Here is a 13054-nt window from a genome sequence, read left to right as displayed (position 1 = left end):
GGAAATATGAAGGGACAAAGCCGTCTCGACCAGATTATGGACTATCTGAAAAGTCATAATCTGGTCACTGTAGAACAGCTGGTGAGTGCGATCTCGGCTTCACCGGCGACGATCCGCCGCGATCTGATCAAGCTCGACAAGGAAGGCGTCATTAGCCGCAGCCATGGCGGAGTGACGCTCAATCGTTTTATTCCTGCGCAGCCGACCACGCTGGAAAAAATGCAGCGTAATCTGGCAGAGAAGCAGGCCATCGCGCAGTTTGCCGCCAGCTATGTGCAGTCGGGTGACTCCGTCGTGCTGGATGCTGGCACCACCATGCTGGAACTGGCGCGCCAGCTCACGCATCTGCAACTGCGAGTCATCACCGCAGACCTGCATATCGCGCTGTTCCTGTCTGAATTCAAGCAGATTGAAACCACTATTATTGGTGGCCGTATTGATGACTCCAGCCAGTCTTGTATTGGTGAGCATGGCCGACGCCTGCTGCGCGGCATCAATCCGGATATCGCCTTTGTCAGCTGTAACTCGTGGAGTATCGAACGCGGTATTACCACGCCGACGGAAGATAAAGCCGGTCTGAAGATGGATCTGCTGGCGAATGCACGCCGCCGCATCCTGCTGGCTGACAGCAGTAAGTACGGTTCCTGGTCGCTATACTGCGCCGCACCGATTGATAGTTTGACCGATGTGGTGACGGATGCGCGTCTCGACGACGCAGTTTGTCGCGCTTTGCGTGAGCGTGGCATTGGTTTGCAGCTGACAGCCTGATGCAACAAGGTCGCCATCAATGGCGACCCTTCAGCAAGAGATATAACCCAGTGCTAGCCCTGCAACGACATTTGCTTGCGCAGGCTGTGCATCGGGCGTTAATCGCCGCCCACTACGATAGCTTCAATCCCGTCGCCGGAATATTGCGGCCGTAGTAGATTTCACGCATCTCTTTCCACAGCAGATTGGTGATGCGCTTGTGCTCCTGCGGGCTGAGCTCTTCAGGCCTGGTATTGAACAGGTAATATTTCAGGTCAAACTCCTTCAGTAACATCTTGGTGTGAAAGATATTTTCCTGATAGACGTTCACATCCACCATGTCGTACATCGACTTCATATCCTCGGACATAAAGTTCTGAATCGAATTGATCTCGTGATCGATAAAGTGCTTTAGGCCATTCACATCGCGGGTAAAACCACGCACACGATAATCAATGGTAACGATGTCAGATTCCAGTTGGTGAATCAGATAATTCAGTGCCTTAAGCGGCGAAATCACGCCACAGGTGGAGACTTCGATATCGGCGCGGAAGGTGCACAATCCCCCCTCAGGATGGCTTTCTGGATAGGTGTGCACGCAAATATGGCTCTTATCCAGATGCGCCACCACCGAATTGGGGAGCGGACCCGGATGCTCAGATTTGTCGATATCCTGCGGGTTGATCGGCTCTTCGCTGACCAGAATCGTGACGCTGGCACCCTGCGGTTCATAATCCTGACGCGCGATGTTCAGCACGTTGGCACCAATGATAGAGCAGGTTTCAGTCAGGATTTCGGTGAGGCGATTCGCATTATATTGCTCATCAATATAGGCGATGTAGCCATCACGTTCGGCTTCGCTGTTAGCGTAGCAAATATCGTAAATACAAAAACTCAGGCTCTTCGTCAGATTATTGAAGCCGTGTAGTTTCAGCTTTTGCAATTTCGTCACTCCTCACACGACAAGGCATTCAGCAGATATTGCGGTAAGGCAAAGCTACCGACATGAATCGCGGGATTGTAGTAGCGGCAGCGCAGGCCAGCGTCGTCAAAGCGTGATTGCAGGGTGGCTGCATCCCACTGGCGTAGTGTCTCGTTGTCGCTTGCCCAGGCAAACGTCATGATACCGCCGTAATAGGTGGGGACCGCCGCCTGATAAAAGCTGACGTCAGAGAAGTAGTGGCTGAGTTTGCGATGGCTGTTGATCGCTTCTTCCTGCTGCAGGAAACAGACGCCGTTCTGTGCCACAAAGATTCCGCCGGGATTTAGCGCCTGTTTACAGCCCGCATAGAATTCGGAGGTAAACAGACTTTCGCCGGGACCGATGGGATCGGTGCAATCGGAAATAATGACGTCGAACTTATCTTGCGTCTGGGTGACGTAATTCACACCATCATCAATCACCAGGTTCAGACGCGGATCGTCATAGGCACCGGCGCTGTGATTGGGCAGATACGTCTTGCAAAAACTCACCACGCCGGCATCGATCTCAACCATGGTGATCTGTTCAATCGTTTGGTGACGTGAGACCTCGCGCAGCATGGCGCCATCGCCACCGCCAATGATCAGCACGCGTTTCGCCTTGCCGTGCGCCAGGATTGGCACGTGGGTCATCATTTCGTGGTAGATGAACTCATCGCGCTCGGTGGTTTGCACCACACCGTCCAGCGCCATGACACGACCAAAAGCGGCATTTTCAAAGATCACCAGATCCTGATGCGCCGTTTTGTCGCGATAGAGCAGTTTATCTACCGTGAAATACTGTCCAAATCCGGCATGAAGCGTCTCATACCACATTTCATTCTGGGCCATGATGGGGCTCTCCTCGAATGTCATCGCCATGAAATTAGGGGAAAAAGCATAGCGAAATATGACCGTGGTTGCACGGTCAAATCTTCAGCAGCAGAGCGGGATGGCGGGCTATTTGACGTAAGCGAGCAGACTCAGCGAGTCACGCGCCAGCGACTTACACTTCTTGTCATTGGTAATGGCGATACCGCTCAAATCTTTGTAACTCTCTTCGCCGAGCGACTTCATGTTGTAGTTGCTGTAATTACTCAGATCCCAGCGGTTCTGCTGGGCAAAAAACACCAGCGCTTTGCGAATTTGCGCATCGGGCAGATCCTGATAGCCACAATCGTTCTTCAGGTAAACAAACACCGCGGTCAGATCGGCCAGATCTTCTGCTTCGGATTCGCTCAGGGCAAAACTGGTGGAGGAGAAGCCAAGGAGTCCCGCCAGCAGCAGGATCTTGATGCTTTTCGTCATAATCATTCTCAACAAGGGGCAATGAATTGACGTTAGCACAGTTATTGCAGGGATTCCGCTAAATTTGCCCAAATGGGGCATTCCCACAGTTTTTATCAGCGCATTCTGTTAAGGGGCTTGACCCTCCCGCAGGGTAAAGGTTTACGCTGTGCCCTTATTCACGACAAGGATAAGAATATGCAACGTCGTCATTTTCTAAAGTTGACCGCCGCACTCAGCGCGGCAGGTGCGCTGCCGTTGTGGAGCCGTTCATTAATGGCGGCTACGCGCCCGCTGTTACCGATCCCCTCTATTTTGCAGCCCGATGCACGCGGAGCGTACACGCTTACCGCGATGAGTGGCACCAGCCAATGGAACGGCAAATCCGTCCCGACGTGGGGCTATAACGGCAGTCTGCTCGGCCCGGCACTGCGGTTGCCGCGCGAGAAAGCCGTTACGGTGAATATTCATAATCGGCTGGCGGAAGCAACGACACTGCACTGGCACGGTCTGGAAATTCCTGGCGATGTCGATGGTGGGCCGCAAGCACTGATTGCGCCCGGTGCTTCACGTCAGGTGACCTTTACGCCCGATCAACCGGCTGCCACCTGTTGGTTCCATCCGCATCAGCATGGCAAAACCGGCTATCAGGTGGCGCAGGGGCTGGCGGGATTGGTGCTGTTAGAGGACGAGGATTCCGGCAAATTGCGTCTGCCGATGCAGTGGGGCGAAGATGACGTGCCGCTGATCTTCCAGGATAAACAGCTGACCCAGGACGGCACAAAAATCGATTACCAACTCGACATCATGCGCGCGGCGGTGGGCTGGTTTGGTGACATGATGTTAACCAACGGCGTGCAGTATCCGCAGCAAGCGGTGCCACGCGGTTGGCTGCGACTGCGTCTGTTGAACGGCTGCAATGCCCGCTCGCTGGATATCGCCACCAGTGATAAGCGCCCGATGTACGTGATTGCCAGCGATGGCGGTTTGCTGGCCGAGCCGGTAAAAGTGGATAGCCTGCCGCTGCTGCCTGGCGAGCGTTTCGAAGTGATGATTGATACCTCAGACGGCAAAACCTTCGACATGGTGACGCTGCCAGTCACGCAGATGGGCATGACGCTGGCCCCCTTTGATCAACCCTTGCCGCTGGTGCAAATTCTGCCACTGCGCGTGATGGCGAGTGGTTCTATGCCGGATAAGCTGGTGGATCTGCCGCCGCTGCCATCAGTGGAAGGCGTGCAAAGTCGCTGGCTACAACTGATGATGGATCCGCAGCTGGATCAACAAGGCATGCAGGCGCTGATGGATCGTTACGGTCATCAAGCCATGGCCGGGATGAAAATGGATCACGGCAGCATGGACTCGAAGGGCGGGGCGATGCAGATGGATCATGGCAGCATGAAAATGAGCGGCGGCGCCATGACGATGGACCATGGCAGCATGCCGATGGATCACGGAAAAACGGCGGCTTATGATTTCCATAACGGCAATAAAATCAACGGCCAGGCGTTTAATATGACCAAGCCAATGTTCAATGCCGAACTGGGTAAGCTGGAAAAATGGACCATTTCTGGTGAGGGCGACGCCATGCTGCATCCGTTCCACATTCATGGCACCCAGTTCCGCATCCTGTCAGAAAACGGCAAGCCACCAGCGCCGCATCGTGCTGGCTGGAAAGATATGGTGAGCGTGAACGGCTGGCGCAGTGAAGTGCTGGTGCGTTTTAACTACGTTGCCAATGCGGAGAACGCCTATATGGCGCATTGTCATCTGCTGGAGCATGAAGACACCGGCATGATGCTGGGCTTTACCGTCGGCTAAGTGATTGCCGTACAGCAGCGAAGCGAAAACAGCTTCGCTGCAGGGTATTGAGCAACACAAGGGCATAAGCGGCGTATTTTAATGCTCAGCATCAGGGTGCAAGCGTGGACATCGGGCAGCCTTATCCTGCTGTCCGATGCGTGGTCACGCCGCCATTCACTCAGTGCGCGTGCCGGGCAAGTAATTAGGCCTGAGCCGCTTCCAGTGCCAGCCGGATATCCTCAATCAAATCATCAGCATGTTCGATACCAATCGATAAACGTACCGTGGCATCGGTAATGCCAATACGCTGGCGTACCTCCTGCGGCACGCCGGAATGGGTGGTGCTGCCCGGATGGCTGGCGAGTGATTCGGTACCGCCCAGGCTCACGGCCAATTTAAACAACCCAAGGGCATTGAGAAAACGAAACGCTGCCGGCTGACCACCTTTGATATCAAAAGAGAACGTGGAACCTGCGCCGCTGCATTGTCGCTGGAAGGTTTCTCCCGCGGAGCTATCCGCATCGAGATAGGGCAGCCAGTGCAGTTTTTCCACCTGCGGGTTATCGCGTAAAAACGCGGCGACTTTATCTGCATTGCTGGCGGCTTTCTCCATCCTCAACGACAGCGTTTCCAGCGATCGTCCAATCATCCAACTGGAGTGCGGATCAAGCTGGGTGCCGATGGCACTGCGCAGCGATCGCACCTTGCTCACCAGCGCTTTGCTGCCCAGCACCGCACCGGCAATCAGATCCGAATGGCCGCCGACATATTTGGTGAGCGAGTAGAGCGACAAGTCTGCACCGTGCTGCAAAGGGCGTTGAAACAGCGGGCCGAGCAAGGTGTTATCGCAGGCGAGAATCGGGCGCGAGCCTTGCTGCTGGGTGATCACATCTGCCACCTGCTTCATCAGCTGAATATCCACCAGGCTGTTGGTCGGGTTGGCCGGCGTCTCAATCAGAATCAGGGCTACACGACCGCGCTGCCACGCCAGTTTGGCTGCTTCATACACTTTGTCTTCATCGGTGCCATCGCTGAAGCCCACGGCTTTAATCTCTAAATCGTGCAGCGTTTTGCTTAGCAACGTTTCAGTGCCGCCGTACAGTGGTTGTGAATGCAAAATCACTTCACCTGGCCGCGCAAACGCCAGCAGCGTGGTCGCAATGGCCGACATTCCGGAGGAGAACAGCGCGGCACTTTCTGCCTGTTCATAGATGGCCAACCGATCTTCCACAATCTCGCTGTTGGGATGATTAAAGCGTGAGTAAACCAGCCCACCGCTCTTGCCCTCCGGCGGCTGCTTGCGTCCGGCGACGAAATCAAAAAAGTCCTGTCCCTCTTCGGCGCTGTTGAACACAAAAGTCGAAGTCAGGAATACAGGAGGTTTGACTGCGCCCTCCGATAGCCGCGGATCGTAACCGTAATTAAGCATCTGCGTTTCCGGATGCAGATCGTGGGTGCCAATCTTTGTTTTTTTACTGGATGAAGCGGCCATAGGGTCTCCAGAGAATACCGGTAAGAGTGCGGGTGGGTTTTCTGTAGTTAAGGTCAGCGCAATAAATTTTGCCACGGTATCGTTTGCGTTCTGTGCGCGGCGTTAGAGGTTGGTTCGACTATGATAGACTTCGTGGCTTTCTGAAAACCTTAACCAGGCGAATGCAATGAAACACACCGTCGACGTGATGATCTCTGAGCAGGAGATTGCAACCCGTATTGCCGAACTGGGCAAGCAGATTAGCGAACACTACCGCAGCAGCGGCAGCGAAATGGTGTTGGTGGGTCTGCTGCGTGGCTCCTTTATGTTTATGGCCGATCTCTGCCGTGCCATCGATGTCCCGCATGAAGTCGACTTTATGACCGCCTCCAGCTATGGCAGCGGTATGTCATCGACCCGCGACGTGAAAATCCTGAAAGATCTGGATGAGGACATTCGCGGCAAAGACGTGCTGATCGTGGAAGACATCATCGATTCCGGCAATACGCTGAGCAAAGTGCGCGAGATCCTGCGCCTGCGCGAGCCAAAATCACTGGCCATCTGCACCTTGCTGGATAAGCCAGAGCGCCGTGAAGTGGACGTCACCGTGGAATACGTTGGCTTCACCATTCCCGATGAGTTCGTGGTCGGCTTTGGTATCGACTACGCGCAGCGCTATCGTCATCTGCCGTATATTGGCAAAGTTATCCCGACCGGTGAATAACCGCACAATCTTCCAAGGCTAATCCCGCCAGCCTGCGATAAGATGCGCAGCCCGCGAGTCATTGACTAACGGGCTGCGCTTGCGTTCCCCTGCCGCATGCAGAGTGGTAAAGTGTCGCGGGTTATCGCTCAGCGCTTCATCTTTGATTTTTCACTCGTTATCTCTGAATAACCCCGCATGCTCGGCGTGAGCGCACTATCATTTCATAGGGCTTTGATGTCACTACAACAGGGTATGGATTCGCAATGACTTATGCACTGGAACTTTCCGGGCTCACCAAAACCTATCCCGGCGGCGTTCAGGCGCTGAAGAAGCTTGATCTCAACGTTGAGGCAGGCGATTTTTACGCACTGCTCGGGCCAAACGGCGCGGGTAAATCGACCACTATCGGCATCATCAGTTCGCTGGTGAATAAATCCGGCGGCAGCGTGCGGGTGTTTGGCTATGACCTGGAAAAAGACGTGGTCAATGCGAAACGCCAGCTGGGTCTGGTTCCGCAAGAGTTCAACTTTAACCCGTTTGAAACCGTGATGCAGATTGTGGTCAATCAGGCAGGTTATTACGGCGTGGAGCGAGCTGAAGCCAACAAGCGCGCGGAAAAATACCTTAACCAGCTCGACCTATGGGGCAAACGCAACGAGCGTGCACGCATGCTGTCGGGCGGGATGAAACGCCGTTTGATGATCGCCCGTGCGCTGATGCACGAGCCAAAACTGCTGATTCTGGATGAACCGACCGCAGGCGTCGATATCGAACTGCGTCGTTCAATGTGGACCTTCCTGAAAGATCTCAACATCAAAGGCACCACCATTATTCTCACCACGCACTACCTGGAAGAGGCAGAAATGCTGTGCCGCAATATCGGCATTATTCAGAGCGGTGAGCTGGTGGAAAACACCTCGATGAAAGGCCTGCTGTCGAAGCTGCAATCGGAAACCTTCATCCTCGATCTGGCGCCGCGCAGCCCGCTGCCGCAGCTGGAAGGCTTCCAGTATCGTCTGGTGGATACCTCTACGCTGGAAGTGGAAGTGATGCGTGAGCAGGGGCTCAACAGCGTGTTCAGCCAGCTGAGTGCGCAGGGCGTGCAGGTGCTGAGTATGCGTAACAAAGCGAACCGCCTTGAAGAGCTGTTCGTCAGCCTGACCCAGGGTAAAGGAGTGAAAGCATGACACATTTATACTGGGTGGCGCTTAAGAGTATCTGGGCCAAGGAGATCAACCGTTTTGCCCGCATCTGGATTCAGACGCTGGTGCCACCGGTGATCACCATGACGCTCTATTTCATCATCTTCGGTAATCTGATTGGTTCACGCATCGGCGATATGCATGGCTTCAGCTATATGCAGTTCATCGTGCCGGGCCTGATCATGATGGCGGTGATCACTAACGCTTACGCCAACGTGGCCTCTTCGTTCTTCAGCGCTAAATTCCAGCGTAATATTGAAGAGCTGCTGGTGGCGCCGGTGCCCACGCACATCATTATCGCTGGTTATGTCGGTGGTGGTGTGGCGCGTGGTGTGTGCGTCGGCATTCTGGTGACAGCAATTTCACTGTTCTTTGTGCCGTTCCACGTGCATTCCTGGTCAATGGTGGCCCTGACGCTGTTGCTGACTGCGATTCTGTTCTCGCTGGCTGGCCTGCTGAATGCGGTGTTTGCGCGTACCTTTGACGATATCAGCTTGATCCCCACCTTCGTGCTGACGCCGTTAACCTATCTCGGAGGCGTGTTCTATTCGCTGACGCTGCTGCCGCCGTTCTGGCAGGCGGTGTCGAAACTGAACCCGGTGGTATATATGATCAGTGGATTCCGCTACGGTTTCCTCGGCATCAATGATGTGCCGCTGGTGTTTACCCTGTCAGTGCTGATTGCCTTTATCGTGGTGTTTTACGTACTGGTGTATGCGTTGATTCAGCGCGGTCGCGGATTGCGTACTTAAGTTTTACGGGGGCGGCCTAATGGCCCCCGTTGTATCAAGCCACCTGAACCGGCAACGCTTTGGCGATGCGTTTCATGTCGTTGTCCCCTTCGAAATAAGCGACTTTGGGCTGCCAGCTACGGGCGACTTCATCTTCCACCTGCACATACGAGCAGATGATCATGATGTCACCTTCACAGGCACAACGGGCGGCGGCACCGTTGACGGAGATGATCTTCGATCCACGCTCAGCGGCAATCGCGTAGGTCGAGAAGCGCTGACCGTTGGTGACGTTATAAATGTCGATGGCTTCGTATTGCAGAATGCCGGACGCATCAAGAAAATCCTGGTCGATGGCGCAGGAGCCTTCGTAGTGCAAATCTGCCTGAGTGACTTTCACGCGGTGCAGTTTGCCCTGTAACACGGTACGAATCATAACGAATAACCTTGTTAAGCTGCGATTAAACGACGGAGATTACTCCGTCAGATCCACTTGCTGATTATCGATCAGGCGCGCATTGCCCAGCCAGGCGGCCATCAGAATGACGGCGCGCTGGCTATCTACCGTCAGCGGCTGCAGATTGTCGGCATCGCAAATGGCCAGGCCATCAGGGCGGAAACCTTTCTCACGCAATGCGGCCTCGGCCGTTTCGATAATCTCTTCGACATGGCGCTCGCCGTTATTCAGACGCTCGGCCATGCTGTTCATCACCTGGCTCAGACCGGCGGCGATCGCGCGCTCTTCGCTGGTGAGGTAGCCGTTACGTGAACTCAATGCCAAACCATCTTGCGCGCGCACGGTCGGTACACCAACAATCTCGATATCGAAGCCCATATCAGCCACCATCTTGCGAATAATGGCTAGCTGCTGGAAATCCTTCTCGCCAAAACAGGCGATATCGGGCTGCACCAGATTGAACAGTTTACTCACGATGGTGGAAACACCGCGGAAGTGACCAGGGCGGCTGGCACCTTCCAGCAGTGATGATAACCCGGGGACTTCAACGAAGGTTTGGCTATCCAGCCCTTTGGGATAAACATCCGCTGGCGCAGGGGCAAATACCAAATCGACGCTGTGGCGATTAAGCTTTTCGCAATCATCCTGTAAGGTGCGAGGATAGCGCGCCAGGTCATCGGCGCGTTCAAACTGCATCGGGTTGACGAAAATCGAGACCACCACGATATCGGCTCGCTCGCGCGCTTCATCCACCAACGTCAGGTGGCCGTCATGCAGGTTACCCATGGTGGGCACCAGCGCGATACGTTTGCCTTCCTGCCGCCAGCGACGAATTTCTCGGCGCAGCATCGGCAGCGATTCAATAATCAGCACTGCAAATCTCCTGATTTACTGGAAACTGTGTTCGGCGGCAGGGTAGATGCCCGCCTCAACGTCGGCAATATACTGGCGAATTGCCGCGCGAATGTCGCCGGTTTCCGCGAGGAAATTTTTGGCAAATTTTGGAATATGACCGCCGGTAATACCAAAGGCATCGTGCATCACCAGAATCTGTCCATCGGTGACGTTACCCGCACCAATACCGATGACCGGAATGCTCAACGCTTTGGTGATGCGATCTGCCAGCGCCACCGGCACACACTCCAGCACCATCAATTGTGCTCCAGCGGCTTCCAGCGCCAGTGCATCGGCCAGCAAACGCTCAGCGCCCGCTTCATCACGGCCCTGCACCTTGTAGCCGCCAAAGATGTTCACTGACTGCGGCGTCAGGCCCAGATGACCACAGACCGGCACGGCGCGCTCGGTGAGCATACGCACGGTGTCTGCCAGCCATTCACCGCCTTCCAGCTTCACCATGTTGGCACCGGCACGCATCAGTTGAGCGGCGTTATCAAAGGTTTGCTGCGGTGTGGCGTAACTCATAAACGGCAGGTCGGCCATCACCAGCGCATTCGGCGCGCCACGGCGCACGGCAGCGGTGTGATAAGCGATATCCGCCACGGTGACAGGTAATGTGGTTTCATGGCCTTGCACGGTCATGCCAAGGGAGTCGCCAATCAGCATCACCTGAATGCCTTCATCGGCAAACAGGCGGGCAAAGCTAAAATCGTAGGCCGTCAGGGTAGCAAATTTGCGGCCACTGGCTTTGAGCTGGCGTAGATGGGTGATGGTTGTCGGTTTCATCGCACACTCCAGAGTTTTCTGATGCGCGCAGTGTACTGGATTGATTGAAAAGGCGATACGACCGTAGTGCGATTATTGCTGCCTACTCAGACCACAAGCGGATGGTGCTGCGATCCAGCGTGGCGAGGATGCCGGTCAGTGGCTGACCGTTGGGCAAGCGCAGGCCTGGCGCGATTTCCAGCAGCGGTACCAGCATAAACGCGCGGTTGTGCATGTCGTAGTGCGGCACGGTGAGGCGTGGAGTGTGAATCGTCTGCTGACCAAACAGCATGATGTCGATATCGAGGGTGCGCGGTCCCCAGCGCTCCGCTTTGCGCACGCGCCCATGCTCCAGCTCGATACGTTGCGTATGATCGAGCAAGGCTTCAGCTTCCAGCGTGGTGTCCAGCGCGACCACCGCATTCAGGTAATCAGGCTGATCTGGCGGGCCGTACGGTGGTGTGCGGTACAGTGAAGACGTTGCAACGCGCGAGGTGTGCGGTATCGCATCAAGCGCGGCCAGCGCTGCATCAACCTGATGCAGCGGATCGGCCAGATTACTGCCTAATGCGAGGTAAACGCGAATCATGATGCGCTATTGGTATCGCGGCGTGGGCCGGTTGGACGACGGCGCGGGCGACGCGGTTTGCGACGCGGTGCCACCGGATCATCGCCCAGCGTGTTCATCATGGTTTTCTGCTCGACCGGAGCCGCCGCCTGGAACTCGCCCCACCAATGGGTCAGGCTTTGCAGTTCGCGGTTGTTTTCCACATCGGCTCGCAGCGCCAGCAGATCATAAGCGGCACGGAATTTAGGATGCTCCATCAGCTTCCAGGCGCGTTTGCCATGACGACGCGACATGCGCAGCTGCAGCTGCCAGATATCGCGAATCAGGGTAGTGATACGCTTAGGAATTGCCAGCGCACGGCAGGCTTCATCCAGCGTTTCATTCATCGACAGCGCAAAGGCGTCGTAATAGGTCAGTCCGCTTTCCTGCGCAATGCGTTGGGCCGATTCCAGCTGCGGATACCAGAACATCGCGGCAAACAGGAAGGCCGGATTGACGCGCATATCGTTCTGAATGCGGTTATCGGTGTTCTTCAGCACCTGCGCCAGCATTTTCTCCATCAGGCTGTCGCTCTCGGCAGTGAAGCCACGCGTCAGGGTAGGGAACAGCGGCTGGAACAGATGGTACTCACGCATCATCTGATAGGTACGGAATCCGTAACCGGCTTGCAGTAGTTTGAGGGATTCTTCGAACAGACGCGCAGGCGGGATGTCATTTAGCAGTGTTGCCAGGCGCGGAATCGGCTCGGCAGTTTCCGCGGCAATGCGCATCTCCAGCTTGGCGGCAAAACGCACCACGCGCAGCATACGTACCGGATCTTCGCGGTAACGCGTTTCCGGATCGCCAATCAGTCGGATCACGCCGTCTTCCAGATCCTGCAACCCACCCACGTAATCACGTACGGAGAAATCCGCCACGCTGTAATACAGACTGTTGATGGTGAGATCGCGGCGCTGCGCATCATCTTCGATGCTGCCAAAAATGTTATCACGCAGCAGCATGCCGTTCTGACCGCGCTGGGAATTGTTGCGATCGTCTTCCGCTTCTTCCTGGTGATGACCACGGAAGGTCGCGACTTCGATCACTTCAGGACCGAACATCACGTGCGCCAGGCGAAAACGACGCCCCACGAGGCGGCAGTTGCGGAATAGTTTACGCATCTGCTCAGGCGTGGCGTTGGTGGTGATATCAAAGTCTTTTGGCTTCTTACCCAGCAGCAAATCGCGCACGCCGCCGCCTACCAGGTAAGCTTCGAAACCGGCTTTATTCAGGCGATACAGCACTTTAAGGGCGTTTTCGCTGATATCTTTGCGTGAGATGTTATGGCTTTCACGGGGAATGACGGTCATCAGACTTTCAGTTTCCACCTCTTCAGGCGCTTCCTCGTCACGCTTGAGGACTCTCCGGCAAAAATTTGCGACTCGGGTAAAAATGGGACACCTCGACAGTGATAAAAAGGG

At 55.2% G+C, this 13054-nt stretch carries 14 protein-coding genes; 5 read left to right on the top strand and 9 right to left on the bottom strand.

The window, feature by feature from the left end; all coding sequences use genetic code 11:
* Positions 1–6 precede the first annotated feature (6 nt).
* Complete coding sequence (locus tag LH22_RS18155; protein WP_038649008.1) at positions 7–768, top strand: DeoR/GlpR family DNA-binding transcription regulator; 762 nt, start codon at positions 7–9, stop codon at positions 766–768.
* A 112-nt stretch (positions 769–880) separates the two neighbouring features.
* Here the strand turns inward: LH22_RS18155 and speD are convergent, their stop codons facing one another.
* From speD to LH22_RS18140, 3 genes are all read right to left on the bottom strand, one after another.
* The gene (gene speD, locus LH22_RS18150) at positions 881–1690 is read right to left on the bottom strand and encodes an adenosylmethionine decarboxylase (protein ID WP_038649007.1); all 810 of its coding nucleotides are present in this window, start codon (positions 1688–1690) and stop codon (positions 881–883) included.
* 5 nt (positions 1691–1695) lie between these two features.
* Positions 1696–2559, bottom strand: a complete 864-nt coding sequence (speE, locus tag LH22_RS18145) for a polyamine aminopropyltransferase (RefSeq protein WP_038649005.1) — start codon at positions 2557–2559, stop codon at positions 1696–1698.
* Positions 2560–2667: 108 nt separating this feature from the next.
* Positions 2668–3015 carry a YacC family pilotin-like protein gene (locus LH22_RS18140; protein WP_007888732.1) on the bottom strand — a complete coding sequence of 116 codons (348 nt, stop codon included), beginning with the start codon at positions 3013–3015 and terminating at the stop codon, positions 2668–2670.
* A gap of 177 nt (positions 3016–3192) precedes the next feature.
* Between LH22_RS18140 and cueO the strand changes: the two genes are divergently transcribed.
* Complete coding sequence (gene cueO, locus LH22_RS18135; protein ID WP_038649001.1) at positions 3193–4815, top strand: multicopper oxidase CueO; 1623 nt, start codon at positions 3193–3195, stop codon at positions 4813–4815.
* Positions 4816–4999: 184 nt separating this feature from the next.
* On the opposite strand, the gene LH22_RS18130 is transcribed toward cueO, so the two are convergent.
* A complete protein-coding gene (locus LH22_RS18130; protein ID WP_038648998.1) occupies positions 5000–6289 on the bottom strand; it encodes a cystathionine gamma-synthase family protein in 1290 nt (429 codons plus the stop codon).
* Positions 6290–6455: 166 nt separating this feature from the next.
* Here LH22_RS18130 and hpt point away from each other — a divergent pair, with 166 nt between their 5' ends.
* From hpt to LH22_RS18115, 3 genes are all read left to right on the top strand, one after another.
* A complete protein-coding gene (gene hpt / locus LH22_RS18125) occupies positions 6456–6992 on the top strand; it encodes a hypoxanthine phosphoribosyltransferase (RefSeq protein WP_034829567.1) in 537 nt (178 codons plus the stop codon).
* A 245-nt stretch (positions 6993–7237) separates the two neighbouring features.
* Positions 7238–8161 (top strand): ABC transporter ATP-binding protein, encoded by a 924-nt coding sequence (locus LH22_RS18120; protein ID WP_034829565.1) that lies wholly within the window; start codon positions 7238–7240, stop codon positions 8159–8161.
* Positions 8158–8928: an ABC transporter permease gene (locus LH22_RS18115; RefSeq protein ID WP_034829563.1), complete on the top strand. Its 771-nt coding sequence runs from the start codon at positions 8158–8160 to the stop codon at positions 8926–8928. The genes LH22_RS18120 and LH22_RS18115 overlap by 4 nt, the downstream gene beginning before the upstream one ends.
* A gap of 34 nt (positions 8929–8962) precedes the next feature.
* On the opposite strand, the gene panD is transcribed toward LH22_RS18115, so the two are convergent.
* The 5 genes from panD to pcnB all read right to left on the bottom strand — a co-directional run bounded on the left by panD (position 8963) and on the right by pcnB (position 13027).
* Positions 8963–9343 (bottom strand): aspartate 1-decarboxylase, encoded by a 381-nt coding sequence (panD, locus tag LH22_RS18110; RefSeq protein WP_038648996.1) that lies wholly within the window; start codon positions 9341–9343, stop codon positions 8963–8965.
* 39 nt (positions 9344–9382) lie between these two features.
* Complete coding sequence (gene panC / locus LH22_RS18105) at positions 9383–10237, bottom strand: pantoate--beta-alanine ligase (protein WP_038648994.1); 855 nt, start codon at positions 10235–10237, stop codon at positions 9383–9385.
* 15 nt (positions 10238–10252) lie between these two features.
* A complete protein-coding gene (gene panB / locus LH22_RS18100; protein WP_038648991.1) occupies positions 10253–11047 on the bottom strand; it encodes a 3-methyl-2-oxobutanoate hydroxymethyltransferase in 795 nt (264 codons plus the stop codon).
* Positions 11048–11129: 82 nt separating this feature from the next.
* Positions 11130–11615: a 2-amino-4-hydroxy-6-hydroxymethyldihydropteridine diphosphokinase gene (folK, locus tag LH22_RS18095; protein WP_038648988.1), complete on the bottom strand. Its 486-nt coding sequence runs from the start codon at positions 11613–11615 to the stop codon at positions 11130–11132.
* Entirely contained in the window at positions 11612–13027 is a 1416-nt protein-coding gene (pcnB, locus tag LH22_RS18090; RefSeq protein WP_205625007.1) for a polynucleotide adenylyltransferase PcnB, read from the bottom strand. The genes folK and pcnB overlap by 4 nt, the downstream gene beginning before the upstream one ends.
* Positions 13028–13054: the final 27 nt, after the last annotated feature.

The organism is Pantoea rwandensis, from assembly GCF_000759475.1.
GTDB classification, from domain to species: domain Bacteria; phylum Pseudomonadota; class Gammaproteobacteria; order Enterobacterales; family Enterobacteriaceae; genus Pantoea; species Pantoea rwandensis_B.
Note: the sequence above shows the minus strand (reverse complement) of the source record. Positions and strands in the feature narration are given on the sequence as shown.